Here is a 13,445-nt window from a genome sequence, read left to right as displayed (position 1 = left end):
CGTCTGCTCTGAGTGGCTCGCTAAGTTAAGTGGTTTAATCCTCGCGCCGGGCGATTACCGCGGCGACGTTCTCCGGGGTGGCAGCGGCGATGGCCGCCCTCACCGCCCGGATCATCAGGCCCTGCTCGTTCGGGGAGTAGTCCTCCCAGGCGAGCATGGGGCATTCCTTGTTCGGGTGCAGCCGCACCCAGGCCCGGCGCCATTCGGCCATCCAGGACTGGGTGGCGATCTGCGCCGTGAGCGCGTCGATCGGCGGCTTGGCCATCAGGCCGCACGCCCGATGGTGCGGGTTGTCCGGCCAATACGACCTTTCAAGCCGGTGCGGATCAGGCTCTCGGCGTGGGCCTCGGCCAGGTGCCCGGGCAGGTGGATGGAGTTGCCGCTCTCGTTGATCGCCCAGGTCAGGTGGTCGATCACGGCGTCGGCCTCGCCAGCCTGCCGGGCGTAGGCGTCGGCCGCCCTCCCCTGCTCTATCGAGTCTACCTTGTGGGCCTCGAGCTCCGTGCGCAGGTCGGCGTTCTCCTCGCGCAGCTCCTGGACCATCTCCTCGAGCTGGATCCGCTCGCGCAGCGCCGCGGCGAGGTCGAGGCCGCCCTGCACGTCGAGCTGGCGCCAGCGCGCCCGGACGCCGTCGATGTAGTCGAGGGTCTGGCGGACCCGATACTGGATCAGGCCCTCGGCGCCCTCCTCCATCTGCACGGCGCGCTTGCGGGCGCGGGCGAGCATGCGGTTGGCGACGACGGCCGACCCGAGCAGGGTGACGGCGCTGGCCGTGCCGACGAGGGCGGGGATCAGGAGGTCCATGTGCTGTGCTCCGGTCGTGAGTAAGTGCTGACTGACTATAGCGTGCGCGCGTCGGGTTGCATCAGGCGAGATGCGGAAGCAGCACGATGAAGGCGACGAAGGCGGTGAGCACGGTCGCGACGGCGAGCTTGGGCGCCCAGTTCGATTTCCGCGGGATGACCAGCTTCTTGTTGAGGTTCACCGGCACCCACTTCTCGCCGAGCTTGAGGTGCTGGCTCGCGGTGGCCGCGACGGTGATGAGGATCGGCCGCTTGCCGATGGCGACGCCGAACCCCCAGAACTGGCCCGGGTCGAGGTCGCGCAGGCCAAGCGCCTCGTCGCTCTTGACCGGGAAGCCCAGGTTGTTCGCCGCGGCGTTGCGGTCGAGGACCTGGCCGACCCGGCCGACGAGCCAGGTGTTGCACTCGCCGGTCGCGTCCTTCGTGATCTTGGCGAGCCGCTGCGTGCAGAGGATGCCGGTGAAGCCGCGCTTGCGGCCCTGGCTCATCAGCGTGCAGATCGCGCGCCGCGAGGTGCCGGCCGGGCCCGACTGCGGGGCGTAGCGGTGCGCCTCGTCGATCACCAGGAAGACGGGCTGCCACAGCTCGCGCGGCTGAACCATCAGGGCGTCAATGAACTGCCCGATCCACTCGCGCTGCCGGTCCAGGCCGTCGGTGTCGCTGAACTGGATGATGACCGAGGTCTTCGAGCGAAGGATCCACTCGGCAACCTGCCTGGCAGGGCCGCGGTGCATCTCGGCGTAGGGGCCGCCCACGATCACGTAGGGGTGGATCTGGCGCAGGGTGTGGAACTCCTGCTCGGGGTCGATGATGATGTGGACGCCCTTGCCCCAGAGCTGCTCGAGGACCTTGCGCACCGTGTGCGTCTTGCCGGCGCCCGTGTTGCCGATGATCGCGAGGTGGGTGCCGGTGAGCTTGTCGGCGTCGAGGGCGATCTCCTGCCCGTTCGCGTCGTGACCGATCATTCGCGCGTTCTCGCTTGCTCGCTTGCTGTCATGCGAGAATGCGCGAATGACGATCGGGGAGCTACTGGCGCTTCTCGGGATCCTCCTGGAGCAGGTCGGACGGGCGGCTCTCCCCATCCTCGATGACGGTGCCGTCCTGCGTGATGATCCGGCTCATGCGGCCTCCTCGAGCAGGTCCTCGCTGCACACGCCGTCGGCGATCTTGCGCTCGATCCGCGCCTTGAAGTGCGCCGTGGACTTCGAGAGCACCCGCATGATCTCCCGCTCCTCGCACTCGTCGGCCGAGATCTGGGCGGTGTCGCAGAAGGCGAGCAGACTGAGCCCGAGGCCGCCGGCTTCCTGGCCGACCTCGCCGGGCGGGTTGGCGTAGACCTTGGCGGTCAGCGCCGCGATCTTCTCCTGCGGGTAGCCGGCCGCCTGGGCGAGCTCCAGCGCCTCCTCCAGGACCCGCTCGGCCCGGAAGCGCAGGTTCAGCGTGCGCAGGCCGAACACCCGGGTGATCCAGTCCCGGACGACGGTCTGGCGCTTATCCCGCGTGTAGCGGGTCTGGTGAGGTGTGAGCACGGTCGTCTCCTGGTAAGTCAGTGGTGACTGTTGCAGATGGGCAACACAGCGCGAGCGCTGGCCCGGTTCTAGTGGCTGGGTCCGGTGTCGATGCCGTCGCCGACGATCGCCGGGTCGTTCGCCATGCGCTCGAGGACCATCATGACCTCGGGGTAGCGCAGGGCGATCGAGAGGGCGATCAGCTTCCGGCCCTGCGCTTCCTGCGCGGGCGTCAGCGGGCCGTCGATGCCGGTCGAGAACACCTTGAAGGTTCCATCGGGCTTGAGGATCACGCCGGCATCGCCGTGTTCGATCGGTGAGGTTACGGTGTTCTCCAGGGTCAGCAGGCTGTTGGGCTTCACGAGGTCTCCTTGTTGGCTGTGGATGCGCTGTGGATATGTGGCGCGTGTCGCGCTGTGCGTCTCGTCTATAGCGCGCTGTCGCTCAGATTTTCGTGGCGTGTGTAGGAACCGATTGCTAGAACAAAAAGGGAACGGAACGACTCACCATAGGTTGAAAGCGTCGGAAGCCCCGGAGGGGGTCCGGGGCTTCCGCTGGTAGGTCTTCTTCGTAATGACCCGCTGCCTAAAGATTGGGCGTGCTAAAACTTTGGCGTGTGGGTTGCGGCGCGTAGGGGATTTTTTCTTCATGGCTCAGCTTCCTCATGAACGTGTTGTGAAAATAGCGCTTTTTTCCTGCGGCGTCGGCTCGAATGTCACGGAGATCTGTGAGGTCTGCAAAATTTCGCTACCACGACCGCTGGTTACGCCCGTAACCCACTAGCATGTTAACGCTGTCCGATTTATGGACAGCTACGGCCCCGGGTGAATGGCGACCCGGAAGCAATGCGGCCCGTCTCCACACCACACACTAGAAAGCCCGGGAGCCTCACACACGATGTCAGAGGTGTCGGTCAGTCGCTTCCACGATATGAGCTCCGAACTCGTAGCTCGGATTGAGGATACGCTTGCTGTCTACGCACGCGAGCACGGACAAGTCTACAGTGCCCTGGCGATGTCCCAGTCCCATCAGTCGATTAGGGAACTCGCCCAAGATGCCCTCACGTTCGGGATGGACGTTTGGACCCACGGGTCCGGGGGCAACGACGACGATCTCGGTGGGAATGTTGTCAGGTTCCCTTTCGGGCGTAGTCGGCGGCGCCCCAGGGCGTTCGCCGGCGCTCGCATGGCCATGTCGATCCTCGGGGCTGTGACCGGCTCCACGATCATCGCCGCGGCCACGACCGAGACGGTGAGCCTGCCGGGCTTCCACCACGTCGCGAGCTTCATCTTCTCCAAGAACGCCCCGCCCGAGTCCGTGCGGATCGTCGAGGATCACGGCCACGTCTACCGCATGCGCTTCACGCGACACCCGGGCGAGCCGTGGGACGTGGTCCATCTCGAGGAGACCAAGGAGCTGACCCCCTCCGAGGTCGCGGGTTCTCGCCACGACGACGGCACGATGCTCGACGATCCGCCGTTCCACGGCTGAGCTACCAACTCCCCCACGCAAAGCCGTCTTCGGGCACGCGCTCGAGGGCAACCTCTGGCGCCTCGATCTGCTGGTCGATTTCGGCCATGCGCGCATTCGCGATTGCGAGCAGCTTCTCCCCGTAGCCGGCGAGCGCCTTCCTGGCCCGGCGATACTGCGGCGCCGTCATGCGGTCGTTGTAGCGGGGCAGCTTCGCGTGGATGTCGGCGAGGAACGCCGCGTCCGGCCCGTCGAAGCCCGCGGGCGCCAGCGCCTTGATCGCGCGCTTCACCGCGGTGTCCGAGCTGGCAATCAGCGCCAGGATGGTCTTCTCGGTGTGCATGTCGCTCCTCTCGTGTCGCTCTCGACACTCAGAAGCTACGACAGCCGCTCAGCCGGGTCGGGTGGAACCTGACGGCATTCGCGCATGCCGGCATGGGAGCATGCGCGAATGCCTCGATGCTCACAGACCGGCGAAGTGTATCACCTTCCGGCCGTAGGCCGTGCAGCGCGGCCGGGCGCCGACGCCGGTGTTGTAGAGGCTCACGCCCGCGCAGGACGCCCCTCCCCTGCTGATCGCCTGCCGCAGGTAGCGCATCGAGCCCGCGATGTTCTGGCGGCAGTCCATCGGGTTGCGCACGCCCATAGCTCGGGCCGTCGCCGGCATGAGCTGCCCAGCGCCTGCCGCGCCCGAGCGGTTGCGGGCCCGGCAGTTGTAGCCGCTCTCGACCCGGATGACCGCGTGGGCGAGTCGCTGGGGCACGCTGGCGCGGGCCGCTTCCTGGGTCACGATCGCCTGGACGGAACCACCCTCGGCCTGGTCGGTGAGGCGGTTCAGCCCGCGGTTGATCCGGCGGACCGGCGCCTCGACGACCCGCTTGGTCTTCCCGAGAAGCTGATCGAGGAAGCTGGGCTCCTCGGCCGGCGCCTCGACAGCGACCGGCTCCATGGCCACGATCTGCGCGTGGTGCCGGTGGTGATGATGACGGACCCGGGCCGCAGCCTCTCCCGTCGTGGCCGTGATCGTCAGTGCGACCATGGCCGCCAGCGTTACGAGGCGCATCCGCCCTCTCCTCTGTTACGCACCGAGTAAGTCAGTGCTGACTGACTATAGCGAGGAGGGGCTCGAGTTTGTCAGAACGCTGCCCGCCCGGCCGCTCGACCGGGCCGGGGATCGCGTGCGCGCGTCGCTGAGACGCTTCGCGTGCTGCGCGCTGTCGTCGTGCGCGCGAGCGCGCCCCGACGCTGTGCGACGCTATGAGAGCAAGCGCGCATCAGCCCATGCGAGCATGTGCGAACGCTCGCACGCGCGCATGAAAAGCCCCGCTCGAGAGCGGGGCTTTCAGATCGCTACTTTCAGGCCTTGCTGCCGCCGGTGACGCTGGTCGGCGCGGTGCCGGCCGTGGGGCCGGTGTTGGACAAGTCCACATGCTGAGAGCGGACCGACGTGTGCGTCGCGTGGATGGAGCCAGCTCCGGTGCTCGGCTTCGGGATCTCGGCACCGATGTTGACGGAGCCGACGGGCAGCACGTTCGGGTCGCCCGGGAGAAAGACCTGGAAGGGCTGGCCGTCGTCGCCGTAGGCGACTTCCGCCACGCGAGGCGTGGGGTTCTCTTCGGCCTTGAGCGTGACGTGGTGGTCCTTCATCGTCGGCATTATGGTTCCTTTCCCGTTAATCGGGGCGGCGCGAATATCAGGGCGGCACCCTGGGATCAAGCACGGGGCGTATCCGGCATGCCTACGCGAAGAGACCCGCGCAGCGGGTGCTGCGCGGGCCAGGTCCTGCCAGGACGACGGGGCTGCGGAAGTCGCCCCAGCAGATCGGTGTCAGGCCGCCTCGGGATCGTCGTCAGGCTTGCCAGCGCGCTTGGCGAGGAAGTCGTCCAGTAGCGGGCTATCCTTCATGGGCTGCGCGCTCGGATTGCCAAATTCGAAGCCCGCGAACGGGAAGGCGGCGAAGCGGCCGTCCGGCAGGACGATCCGCAGCTTGCCGTTCTCCTCGGACACCTTGGCGTCGGGCGCGAAGAAGTCCTTGAGGAACTCGATCATGCTCGCATGCTCCTATGCGCGAAAGCGCGCCGTCTATCAGCGCCGCGCCCGGAGCACCAGGCCGGCGATGAAGAGGGCGATCAGCCCCGCCTCCATCGCGAAGAAGGCGATCGAGGGCTCGGACCCGAAGCCCGAGTGGACCGGGCCCCGGACGCCCGAATTGCCGTAGTGGCTGATCGACGGCACCATCAGGCGACCTCGCCCCGGATCAGGCGGTCGCACACCACCCTCGCCTCGTCCACGAGCTGCCGGCGCTGGGCAGCGTCGTCCCGGTAGAGCTGGCCGCCGAACTGGACGATCAGGTTGCGGGCCGCGGCCGAGACGTTGTCCAGCATCTCCAGGAGCTGCTCGCGGGTCGGCTCGGCCGGCAGCTCGTCGCGCCAGGTGCGCGGGCCCGACACGTAGGTGAAGCGGTCGGTGCCGCCGTCGCCGACCCAGCTATCGGCGAAGCCCGCCCACTGGTTCTCGGCCGAGAACAGATGCGCCCGGGTCCAGGCGTCGCCGCCCTCGACCGGCTCGTAGGTCACGAGCCACTGGCCGGGCTCCTCGCTGTGCCGGGAGACGGCGGCCACGCGGTAGACGGTGCCCTTGTGGTGGCGCCAGATCGAGCCGCGACCGGGCAGGTAGTCGGGCTTGGGCGAAAGCGCGGTTGCTGTCATGATCGCATGCTCCCTTTAGCGCTTGGGCGAAACGAGGCCGGGGAAGCGGCTGCCGGCCGGCCCGTAGGCCTCGAGGATCTCCTCGCAGGCGGTGCGGGCGCCCTGCTTGCCGCGGCGCTTCTGCTGGCCGAGCCAGATCTCCTCGGGCCCCTCGGGCTCCAGGTCCATCATCTCGATGCCGTTGGCGTAGAGCGTCTTGGTCACGGCGTCGCCGTCGACCCGGAGCCCGGGGCAGGCCTTGTCGGCGTATTGGGTGTCGCCGAACATGACGGCTATCGCCTTCAACTTGTCGAAGTGGTCGGGCTGCGGCTGGTGCCGGAAGTTGGTCTGCGCCTGCACCGGGCCGGCGAGGGCGATCAGGGCGAGGGCGGTCAGAGCGCGCTTCATGCTGGGGCTAGGTCCTTCCGTGCGTGCAAGTTGGTCGAATGGGCGCATGCGAGCATGCCCGCATGCGCCATTGCGATCGTCATTGCTTCTTGGTGATGACGTGGGCGATCACGCTGCCCTGGTCGCCGAAGCGGCCCCAGGCGGTGTCGCAGCCCTTCGGATCCTTCACGTAGGCGGCCACCTGGTTCATCGCCTCGTTGGCCAGCGCCGGGCTGTTGATGTGGTCCTGGGGCACCTCCAGGCCGTTGAGCGTCGACACGAAGGTGTCCTGGCTGATCTCCATGTCCTTGCACTGGCCGCGGACGTAGGAGCTCGACGCCATCAGCAGCGCCGCCTTGTTCTCAGGCGAGCCGTCCGGGAAGCGCTCGGTGATCGGCTTCCTCTGCTCGCGCGGCTTCACCAGGCCGAGGATCACGGTGCCCTGCGGGCCGAACGCTTCCTCGATCCCCTTGCAGCCGTTCACCGGGTCCTTGCGCAACTGGTCCGTCAGCTCGGCGATGTCGGCCGCGTAGCGCTTGTCCACGAGATCGGCTTCCGTGATGCCGTAGCCCTTCATGGCGCCGGCCTGGCCCGCGGAGTCGGGCTCGACGTTGCGGCAGACGAAGGCGGCCACGACGTTGACCGAGGCGATCTGGACGATCTTCATCTCGCGCGAGCCGTTCTTCGCCTCGTAGGCCTGGGCCGAGGAGGTGAGGGCGAGAGCAAGGGCGAGGGCCGAAAGAGCGCATGCGCGCATGGTCGAATTTCCTTCTCGATTGCTGGGTGTGTCGGTGCGCGCATGCGGGCTTGATCGCATGCGCGCGTGAGCGAATGCGGCCTACTTCTTGCCGGCGCTGACGATCACGTCCGGGATGGCGCTGCCGGTCGGCCCGAACTCGGAGAAGATCAGGTCGCAGGCGCGCTTCGCCTCCATGCCGCGGTAGAAGGCGAGCTGCTGATCGGCGAGGTCCTTGATCTTCGCCTGGTCGAGGCCGTCGGTCTTGAACTTGGCCTCGGAGAGCCGGGTGGCCGCGCCGACCGGGTCGAACTTGGCGTTCGGGCAGGCGCCACCATCCACGAAGCTGTTCAGGGCGATGAAGGTCGCCTGGACCTGGTAGTTGCGGCTCTCCCGGATCTGCTCGGGCGTTCCGGTCGGCAGCTTGGACTGGTCGGGGCGCGGCGTCTGGGCCGGGGCCGCCTTCGGCGCCTCCTTGTTCGTCGCCTCGATGTGCCCGTTGGGCGCGTCCTCGTGGTTCGTGACCCAGCCCGCGCAGGCGGCGATCGAGTTCGCCGGGACGGCCAGCAGGCAGCAGAGGGCGAGGGCGATGTGACGGTTCTTCATGGTCGCTTGGGTCCTTTCGCTAATGCGCGCTTTCGCGCAGAGGGGTTGCAATCAGGAAGTCGCGCAGGACCCGCAGCTCGTTGAGGTCCTCGACGGCGTTCCAGTGCTCGTGGCCCCGCTTGCCGTGACGGCGCGGGAAGGTGCGCTTGACCCGGTCCTCGGCCTCGGGGAGCACGGTCCCGTCGAGGTGCGCGAGGCACTGGGTGCGATGTTCTTCGGATACGGGCCGGCCATCGCCCGCGTGGAAGGCGTAGAAACAGGCCCCGGGGTCGGCTGAGTGGATGTAGCTGCCCCACTGGGAGGCGATGGCGTAGGCGGCCGACGGCGCCAGCATGATCGAAAGCTCCTTTGCTCGAATGCGCGAATGATCGAGGGGAGGGCGGGGCGCGTCGGCCCCGCCCGGTGGATCAGGCGGCTTCCGCCGGGGCAGGGCCGGCGGCGAGCGTGCGGAGCGCCAGGACCAGGACGCTGTCGGGGTTCACGGTCAGCTTGTTGCCGGCCCGGACCGCGATCTTGAGCGCGGGGAACAGCGCCATGATCTGGCCGACCTGGCTGCGGGCGGTGCCCTCGGCGTAGGTCTTCGTGCCGTTCTTGGTGCTGGTCGCCTTCAGCGCCGCGACCATGTCCGAGGAGGTGATCTCGCCGGCGGCGTCGAGGGCGCGGAAGCAGTCCATCACGTAGGTGGACGGCGCCTTGCCCTGGTGGATCGACACCAGCAGGTTCTCGAACTTCTCCTGGACCTTCTTCTGCGCCGGGCAGGCGCGGATGACGGCCGCCTTGTTCGCTTCGAGGTCGTCGGGCACGAGGGTGGTGAGCACGAAGGCGTCGACCGGCAGGGCGTCGATCGAGACGCGCGGGGTGCGGGTCTTCGCCGGGCCGGCAGCCTTCTTCGGCTTGGCGGCGGCCGGGGGGACGTCGGTGGCCTCGAGGTCGATGACCGGGCCGCCCTCGTGGCTGGCGTAGACCTCCTCGCGGGCCTCCTGGAGCTGCATCTCGGCCTCGATCGCGGAGGCGGTCTCCTCGTCGAGGATCGTCTCGTCGGTGGCCGCGAGCTCCACCTGGCCGTCCTCGGTCGCCGGCTCCTCGATCACGTCGTCGGCGGCGACGTCGCTGACCGCTTGCACGTCGACAATGGTCTCGTCGGGAATGTCCAGGCCGCCCAGCAGAGCGTCCAGCTCATCGGCTTCGGCAGTCATCACGGTGGTGCTCGCGTCGTTCATCTGTGTGTTCTCCTTCTCTGTTGCTGTCGTCGTTGCTCTCTTGCTCTCGACAATCTCGTTATAGCTACGAGAACTCGGCGATGCGGCTGGAACGACTTGGATCAGGAAGGGAGCTTTCGCTCTTGCGCGCATGCGCTGATGCGCGCTTGCCGCCAAACGGCCGGGGTCCAGCCCCGGCCGCTCGGTCACGATGTGCGAGGCTCAGAAGTCCTGGAGCGCGGCGCGTTTCCAGTGGTTGGTGTCGACGCACTGGAAGAAGTAGCTGGCGTTGTAGGCCTGCTCGCCCTTCACGCAGGAGCCGAACGACGAGGTCGGGACGTGCGGGATGGTGTTGGCGAGCCGGCCGACCTCGACCAGGCCGTCGTCGTGGACCGAGAGCATCGGCCCGCCCGGGGTGAGGTATCGGAGCGCGCTGGCGCTGCCGTCGAAGTCCCAGAAGTGCTTGAAGTTGCCGTCGTTGTCGCCGTCGACCGCGAAGAACTGGTTCGGGGCCATCATGATCGCGGCCTTGGAGAAGTAGGCCTGCGTGGTGTCGAGGCCGATCTGGAACTGCCCGCCCTGACCCAGGAAGCCGATGCCGCGGTCGATCCAGCCGCCGGCCGGCGTGCCCATCATGATGCCGTAGCCCGAGTGGGCGCCGTTGGTGCCGGACATGGAGATCTGGATGCCGACGCGCTGCCGGTTCTTGTCGGTGCCGTGGGCCGTGGTCGAGACGTCGATCTCGGTGCCGATGCACGAGGCGACCGGGTCTTCCTCACCCGTGGTGTCCGAGCAGTTGAAGTTGCCCGCCCAGGTCGGACCGACCGGCCCGATGCCGTTCGACTCCTTGAAGGCGGTGCCGTTCACCGCGACGTTCTGGGCGCCGGTCGAGGCGAGGGCGTTGTTGTGCAGCTCGCCCGTGAGCACCCACTCGAAGCCCTTGTTGTTCGGGTTGGTCGAGCCCAGCGCCCAGATGGTGTGATAGGTGTTCCACATCTGACCCGAGCCCGAGCCGACGTGCCGGTCGACCCGCAGAGAGGTCGTCGGATCGAAGTTCTGCGGCGCATTCCAGATCATCATGGTGCCACCGTCGATGCCGGGCTGACCCGTGCCCTGGACGTTCGGCACGAAGGTCTGAGCGGCAGCCGGAGACGCTGCAGCAACTAGAACGGAGGCGAGCAGAAGGTTACGAAGAAATCGAGACATGACTTTCCTGATTGTTCTACTGGTGGAAGGCGTCGGACTCAGTCAGCAGTGACTTATCTATAGTGAGGCGACTTCGGGGATTGCAACCGAATTTTTAGACGGTTTCTGCAATTTCTTCGGGAACCGCCGGGATATCTGCGACGAGCATCGCGGCCGGCATGATGGTCTGGCCGGCGACGACCATGCAGATGTTGGCGCCGGCGGCGATCTGGGCGCGCTCCTCGGGCGTCGGCTCCCAGACGGTCGTGACCTGGCCGTCCTTCCGGTGGCCGTAGATCGTGAGGCACTTGCCGTGCTTGGCTTCGTCCCAGTCCTTGGGCGGCGAGAGGCGCAGGTTCGCCCCGTGGAATTTCACAGCCTTCATGGTGGCATGCTCGCTTTCGTGCTTGTGCGAATGGGCTACGGGATGGCGAACCAGCGCTGCTGCCGGCCCTCGCGCACGCACCGGATCTGCCCGGCCGTGCGGAGCTTCTGGATGAGCCGGTCGGCGAGCCGGTGCGGGACCATCCGCTTCGGGTCGGTGATGCCGACGGCGAGGAGCAGCGACGTGGCGCGGCCCTCGATCGCGGTGGCCGTGGGGCCGGACCCGCTGGTGATGTAGCTGGTGAGCGCCGTGACGACGCTGTCGGGGATCTCGGTGCCGAGGACGATCATGGGCGCATGCTCGCTTGTGCGAATGGGATCAGAGATGCACGCCGGCAGCGACCAGGCCGCCGGCTACGAAGGCGAGCGCCCCGAGCACGCCGTGAAAGCCGCAGGCGCCGTAGAGGCCCTCGCTCCAGTCGAAGATCGCCGTGCCGACCAGGAGGACGCCGAGGGCGACGAAGGCGAGCCAGTTCATGCGACCACCTGCAGGTGCGAGGGACGGAGCTTCGAGCGAAGGGGAGGGCGGTGCGCGGCCGGCGGCGCGTAGTTGTGCGCGGGGCAGAGCGGGTGAGGCGCGGCCGCGACCGGGAAGGCCATGAAGCGGCGCGGCACAGGTCGGTCGAACTGGTAGGCGCCGAAGCGCACGAGGGCCCAGCCCTCGCCGCCCATCAGGTAGTAGCGGGCGATCTCGGGGTCGTTCTCGATCACCATCGCGATCGAGGGCTTGGGCGCGGCGTAGGCCTTGAACTCCGCGATCGTGAGATTGTCGTTGACCGCGATCATCGGTGGGAACTCAGCACTGACTTACTGCCCTGGGCAGACTTCGGGCGTAGATGACCCAGCAGACCGAACACCACGAAGTGCAGGCGGATCAGCACCCACAGAGCGAGGCCCACGATCAGGAAGGCGAAGCCCGACAGCATGGTGACGAGGGGCCACCAGGTCAGATTGATGAGCGAGCCGGGCGCCCGGAGGATGCCCCGCTCGAACGCGAGGTAAACCGAGCTGGCGTAGCGCGGGTTTCGTCCAGCCTCGATATCGAGGAAGTCGTTCAGGGGATCGGGCTTACGCGGCAAGGGACATCTCCTGGGCGGGGTAGAGGAAGTCGAGGTCGGGATCCTTGAAGGCGCGCCAACGGCGCGCGTTGAAGAAGGCGCGCATCATCACGTCCACGTCGTATTCCGCCCGGTGCGCCTGGGACGGGTCGTAGTCGATGCCGAGGGCGGCGCAGAACACGCCGAGGTTCGGGACCGCCCCGTTCGGGGTGGCGAACCGGCCGCGCAGCATCGTGTCGAGGACGGGCTTGGTCAGAGCCGGCAGCCGCAGGCGCCCCAGCTCGTAGTTCATGAAGGGGAGGTCGAAGCCCTCGCCGTTGTGGGCGACGGTGAACACCGGCTCCTCGAGGCGCCGGCGCACCTCCTCGGCGATCTCGGACCAGGTCGGGCAGCCCACGATGTCGTTCGGGCCGATGCCGTGGATCCGCTGGACGTCGGCCGGGATCGAGCGCTGCGGGTCGATCTTGGTCACGTAGGTGTCCACGAGCTTCTCCGACTCCAGCTCGTAGGTGAGGATCGCGACCTCGACGAAGCGATGGTCGCCCGGCTGCAAGCCCGTCGTCTCGGTGTCCCAACCCGCGATCAGCGTCACGCCTCATTCTCCTCGTCGGTGAGCGGCACATCCTCCTCGAGGCTGCCGGCGATCTCGTCTCCGTCCCGGAAGCGGGCGACCACGACGGGCTCGCCCTCGCTCCAGGCATGGTCGTTCAACAGGGCCTCGATGAGCTGGAGCCGGGGCATCTCCGCGAGCGTCACCCGCTCGATCTCGACCACGCGATCCGTCTTTACTGAGACGCGACGCGCCACCCGGACTGCCTCCTGCTTGAAGGCGCGGTAGACGAGATCCCCCTTCTCGTCCCGGATGCGAAACACCTTGCCCTTGCTCACTTCGGCGCGTGCTCCTTGAGCTCCTGCCGCGCCCGGTAGAGCAGGGCGCTCATGTCCTCGGCGATCAGGCCGTGGGTCACGTCGAACAGGGCATCGATCACGAACCACAGGTCCCGGTCGGTCATCCGCCCGGCGTCGCGAGCGGCATTGGCGACCTGGACCGCCTGGAGCGCCTTGCGGGTCAGCTCCTCGCGCATCGTCGGCCATTCGCCCTTGCTCGCATTCGGGCTTTCGCGCTTGGGAGCCTTCGGCGCCTCGATCAGGCGACCGGCGAGGACCGTCAGCTTGGCCGCTGCGCTGGTGCCGGGCCGGTGCTTGTTGAGCGCATCGGCCCCGGCCCGGCAGGCGATATGAAACTCGTGTCGCTCGCTCACTTTTGCCTCCCAGTCTGTGTGCGCGTCGCGTTCTCGACGTCGCGACTCATTTGTAGCGTTGCGACGTCGGAATGTCACAGTCAGCGCTGACTTACCGTGCTATACCGTTACGTTGTGAAGGGCAACCTCCGGCTGTTGGGTTGACGGACAAAGTGAGGGA

The 13,445-nt window shown here is 67.4% G+C and carries 26 protein-coding genes; 1 reads left to right on the top strand and 25 read right to left on the bottom strand.

The genetic code is table 11. The annotated features are described in order from the left end of the window. Positions 1-34 precede the first annotated feature (34 nt). The 5 genes from LXM90_RS30855 to LXM90_RS30835 form a co-directional block, all read right to left on the bottom strand. Positions 35-265: a hypothetical protein gene (locus tag LXM90_RS30855; RefSeq protein WP_234083488.1), complete on the bottom strand. Its 231-nt coding sequence runs from the start codon at positions 263-265 to the stop codon at positions 35-37. Continuing rightward, positions 265-804, bottom strand: a complete 540-nt coding sequence (locus tag LXM90_RS30850) for a hypothetical protein (protein ID WP_234083486.1) — start codon at positions 802-804, stop codon at positions 265-267. Before LXM90_RS30850 ends, LXM90_RS30855 begins: the two co-directional genes overlap by 1 nt. A 61-nt stretch (positions 805-865) precedes the next feature. Beyond that, the gene (locus LXM90_RS30845) at positions 866-1,768 is read right to left on the bottom strand and encodes an ATP-binding protein (RefSeq protein ID WP_234083484.1); all 903 of its coding nucleotides are present in this window, start codon (positions 1,766-1,768) and stop codon (positions 866-868) included. Positions 1,769-1,921: 153 nt separating this feature from the next. Then, a complete protein-coding gene (locus LXM90_RS30840) occupies positions 1,922-2,332 on the bottom strand; it encodes a hypothetical protein (protein ID WP_234083481.1) in 411 nt (136 codons plus the stop codon). A 68-nt stretch (positions 2,333-2,400) separates the two neighbouring features. Further along, positions 2,401-2,673, bottom strand: coding sequence for a hypothetical protein (locus tag LXM90_RS30835; RefSeq protein WP_234083477.1), 273 nt, complete (start codon positions 2,671-2,673; stop codon positions 2,401-2,403). 823 nt (positions 2,674-3,496) lie between these two features. Here LXM90_RS30835 and LXM90_RS30830 point away from each other — a divergent pair. Continuing rightward, a complete protein-coding gene (locus LXM90_RS30830; protein WP_234083474.1) occupies positions 3,497-3,802 on the top strand; it encodes a hypothetical protein in 306 nt (101 codons plus the stop codon). A gap of 1 nt (position 3,803) precedes the next feature. On the opposite strand, the gene LXM90_RS30825 is transcribed toward LXM90_RS30830, so the two are convergent. From LXM90_RS30825 to LXM90_RS30730, 20 genes are all read right to left on the bottom strand, one after another. Beyond that, positions 3,804-4,124, bottom strand: coding sequence for a hypothetical protein (locus tag LXM90_RS30825; RefSeq protein ID WP_234083473.1), 321 nt, complete (start codon positions 4,122-4,124; stop codon positions 3,804-3,806). Between the two features lie 120 nt (positions 4,125-4,244). After that, entirely contained in the window at positions 4,245-4,844 is a 600-nt protein-coding gene (locus tag LXM90_RS30820) for a lytic transglycosylase domain-containing protein (protein WP_234083471.1), read from the bottom strand. A 293-nt stretch (positions 4,845-5,137) separates the two neighbouring features. Further along, positions 5,138-5,437: a hypothetical protein gene (locus tag LXM90_RS30815; RefSeq protein WP_234083469.1), complete on the bottom strand. Its 300-nt coding sequence runs from the start codon at positions 5,435-5,437 to the stop codon at positions 5,138-5,140. A 171-nt stretch (positions 5,438-5,608) separates the two neighbouring features. Next, a complete protein-coding gene (locus LXM90_RS30810; protein ID WP_234083467.1) occupies positions 5,609-5,830 on the bottom strand; it encodes a hypothetical protein in 222 nt (73 codons plus the stop codon). Positions 5,831-5,866: 36 nt separating this feature from the next. Next, positions 5,867-6,019 (bottom strand): hypothetical protein, encoded by a 153-nt coding sequence (locus LXM90_RS30805; protein WP_234083465.1) that lies wholly within the window; start codon positions 6,017-6,019, stop codon positions 5,867-5,869. Then, positions 6,019-6,489, bottom strand: a complete 471-nt coding sequence (locus LXM90_RS30800) for a DUF1653 domain-containing protein (RefSeq protein ID WP_234083463.1) — start codon at positions 6,487-6,489, stop codon at positions 6,019-6,021. The genes LXM90_RS30805 and LXM90_RS30800 overlap by 1 nt, the downstream gene beginning before the upstream one ends. A gap of 15 nt (positions 6,490-6,504) precedes the next feature. Further along, the gene (locus LXM90_RS30795; protein WP_234083461.1) at positions 6,505-6,876 is read right to left on the bottom strand and encodes a hypothetical protein; all 372 of its coding nucleotides are present in this window, start codon (positions 6,874-6,876) and stop codon (positions 6,505-6,507) included. 79 nt (positions 6,877-6,955) lie between these two features. Then, entirely contained in the window at positions 6,956-7,612 is a 657-nt protein-coding gene (locus LXM90_RS30790; protein WP_234083459.1) for a hypothetical protein, read from the bottom strand. Between the two features lie 81 nt (positions 7,613-7,693). Then, a complete protein-coding gene (locus LXM90_RS30785; protein ID WP_234083457.1) occupies positions 7,694-8,197 on the bottom strand; it encodes a hypothetical protein in 504 nt (167 codons plus the stop codon). 19 nt (positions 8,198-8,216) lie between these two features. Then, the gene (locus tag LXM90_RS30780) at positions 8,217-8,531 is read right to left on the bottom strand and encodes a hypothetical protein (RefSeq protein WP_209651127.1); all 315 of its coding nucleotides are present in this window, start codon (positions 8,529-8,531) and stop codon (positions 8,217-8,219) included. 73 nt (positions 8,532-8,604) lie between these two features. Then, on the bottom strand, positions 8,605-9,417 hold the full coding sequence (locus tag LXM90_RS30775) for a hypothetical protein (protein ID WP_234083455.1): 813 nt from the start codon (positions 9,415-9,417) through the stop codon (positions 8,605-8,607). 201 nt (positions 9,418-9,618) lie between these two features. Continuing rightward, positions 9,619-10,524, bottom strand: coding sequence for a hypothetical protein (locus tag LXM90_RS30770; RefSeq protein WP_234083452.1), 906 nt, complete (start codon positions 10,522-10,524; stop codon positions 9,619-9,621). Positions 10,525-10,696: 172 nt separating this feature from the next. Continuing rightward, on the bottom strand, positions 10,697-10,966 hold the full coding sequence (locus LXM90_RS30765; RefSeq protein ID WP_234083451.1) for a hypothetical protein: 270 nt from the start codon (positions 10,964-10,966) through the stop codon (positions 10,697-10,699). A gap of 35 nt (positions 10,967-11,001) precedes the next feature. After that, entirely contained in the window at positions 11,002-11,256 is a 255-nt protein-coding gene (locus LXM90_RS30760) for a hypothetical protein (RefSeq protein ID WP_234083450.1), read from the bottom strand. A gap of 28 nt (positions 11,257-11,284) precedes the next feature. Next, complete coding sequence (locus LXM90_RS30755) at positions 11,285-11,443, bottom strand: hypothetical protein (RefSeq protein WP_234083448.1); 159 nt, start codon at positions 11,441-11,443, stop codon at positions 11,285-11,287. Continuing rightward, positions 11,440-11,751, bottom strand: a complete 312-nt coding sequence (locus LXM90_RS30750) for a hypothetical protein (protein ID WP_234083446.1) — start codon at positions 11,749-11,751, stop codon at positions 11,440-11,442. Before LXM90_RS30750 ends, LXM90_RS30755 begins: the two co-directional genes overlap by 4 nt. After that, the gene (locus LXM90_RS30745; protein WP_234083445.1) at positions 11,748-12,044 is read right to left on the bottom strand and encodes a hypothetical protein; all 297 of its coding nucleotides are present in this window, start codon (positions 12,042-12,044) and stop codon (positions 11,748-11,750) included. The genes LXM90_RS30750 and LXM90_RS30745 overlap by 4 nt, the downstream gene beginning before the upstream one ends. Next, the gene (locus LXM90_RS30740) at positions 12,034-12,615 is read right to left on the bottom strand and encodes a 3'-5' exonuclease (RefSeq protein WP_234083444.1); all 582 of its coding nucleotides are present in this window, start codon (positions 12,613-12,615) and stop codon (positions 12,034-12,036) included. The genes LXM90_RS30745 and LXM90_RS30740 overlap by 11 nt, the downstream gene beginning before the upstream one ends. Beyond that, positions 12,612-12,911 (bottom strand): hypothetical protein, encoded by a 300-nt coding sequence (locus LXM90_RS30735; RefSeq protein ID WP_234083441.1) that lies wholly within the window; start codon positions 12,909-12,911, stop codon positions 12,612-12,614. Before LXM90_RS30735 ends, LXM90_RS30740 begins: the two co-directional genes overlap by 4 nt. Then, positions 12,908-13,285 carry a hypothetical protein gene (locus tag LXM90_RS30730; RefSeq protein ID WP_234083440.1) on the bottom strand — a complete coding sequence of 126 codons (378 nt, stop codon included), beginning with the start codon at positions 13,283-13,285 and terminating at the stop codon, positions 12,908-12,910. The genes LXM90_RS30735 and LXM90_RS30730 overlap by 4 nt, the downstream gene beginning before the upstream one ends. Between the last annotated feature and the right edge of the window lie 160 nt (positions 13,286-13,445).

This window comes from Methylobacterium oryzae, from assembly GCF_021398735.1.
Lineage (GTDB): Bacteria > Pseudomonadota > Alphaproteobacteria > Rhizobiales > Beijerinckiaceae > Methylobacterium.
The sequence above is the reverse complement of the archived record's forward strand: the minus strand, read 5'-3'. Positions and strand labels throughout refer to the sequence as shown.

Bases quoted from the DNA above. Each gene is read 5' to 3' on its own strand.
- LXM90_RS30855 (WP_234083488.1), bottom strand. From the start codon at position 265: ATGGCCAAGCCGCCGATCGACGCGCTCACGGCGCAGATCGCCACCCAG.
- LXM90_RS30850 (WP_234083486.1), bottom strand. From the start codon at position 804: ATGGACCTCCTGATCCCCGCCCTCGTCGGCACGGCCAGCGCCGTCACC.
- LXM90_RS30845 (WP_234083484.1), bottom strand. From the start codon at position 1,768: ATGATCGGTCACGACGCGAACGGGCAGGAGATCGCCCTCGACGCCGAC.
- LXM90_RS30830 (WP_234083474.1), top strand. From the start codon at position 3,497: ATGGCCATGTCGATCCTCGGGGCTGTGACCGGCTCCACGATCATCGCC.
- LXM90_RS30825 (WP_234083473.1), bottom strand. From the start codon at position 4,124: ATGCACACCGAGAAGACCATCCTGGCGCTGATTGCCAGCTCGGACACC.
- LXM90_RS30820 (WP_234083471.1), bottom strand. From the start codon at position 4,844: ATGCGCCTCGTAACGCTGGCGGCCATGGTCGCACTGACGATCACGGCC.
- LXM90_RS30815 (WP_234083469.1), bottom strand. From the start codon at position 5,437: ATGCCGACGATGAAGGACCACCACGTCACGCTCAAGGCCGAAGAGAAC.
- LXM90_RS30810 (WP_234083467.1), bottom strand. From the start codon at position 5,830: ATGATCGAGTTCCTCAAGGACTTCTTCGCGCCCGACGCCAAGGTGTCC.
- LXM90_RS30805 (WP_234083465.1), bottom strand. From the start codon at position 6,019: ATGGTGCCGTCGATCAGCCACTACGGCAATTCGGGCGTCCGGGGCCCG.
- LXM90_RS30800 (WP_234083463.1), bottom strand. From the start codon at position 6,489: ATGACAGCAACCGCGCTTTCGCCCAAGCCCGACTACCTGCCCGGTCGC.
- LXM90_RS30795 (WP_234083461.1), bottom strand. From the start codon at position 6,876: ATGAAGCGCGCTCTGACCGCCCTCGCCCTGATCGCCCTCGCCGGCCCG.
- LXM90_RS30790 (WP_234083459.1), bottom strand. From the start codon at position 7,612: ATGCGCGCATGCGCTCTTTCGGCCCTCGCCCTTGCTCTCGCCCTCACC.
- LXM90_RS30785 (WP_234083457.1), bottom strand. From the start codon at position 8,197: ATGAAGAACCGTCACATCGCCCTCGCCCTCTGCTGCCTGCTGGCCGTC.
- LXM90_RS30780 (WP_209651127.1), bottom strand. From the start codon at position 8,531: ATGCTGGCGCCGTCGGCCGCCTACGCCATCGCCTCCCAGTGGGGCAGC.
- LXM90_RS30775 (WP_234083455.1), bottom strand. From the start codon at position 9,417: ATGAACGACGCGAGCACCACCGTGATGACTGCCGAAGCCGATGAGCTG.
- LXM90_RS30765 (WP_234083451.1), bottom strand. From the start codon at position 10,966: ATGAAGGCTGTGAAATTCCACGGGGCGAACCTGCGCCTCTCGCCGCCC.
- LXM90_RS30760 (WP_234083450.1), bottom strand. From the start codon at position 11,256: ATGATCGTCCTCGGCACCGAGATCCCCGACAGCGTCGTCACGGCGCTC.
- LXM90_RS30755 (WP_234083448.1), bottom strand. From the start codon at position 11,443: ATGAACTGGCTCGCCTTCGTCGCCCTCGGCGTCCTCCTGGTCGGCACG.
- LXM90_RS30750 (WP_234083446.1), bottom strand. From the start codon at position 11,751: ATGATCGCGGTCAACGACAATCTCACGATCGCGGAGTTCAAGGCCTAC.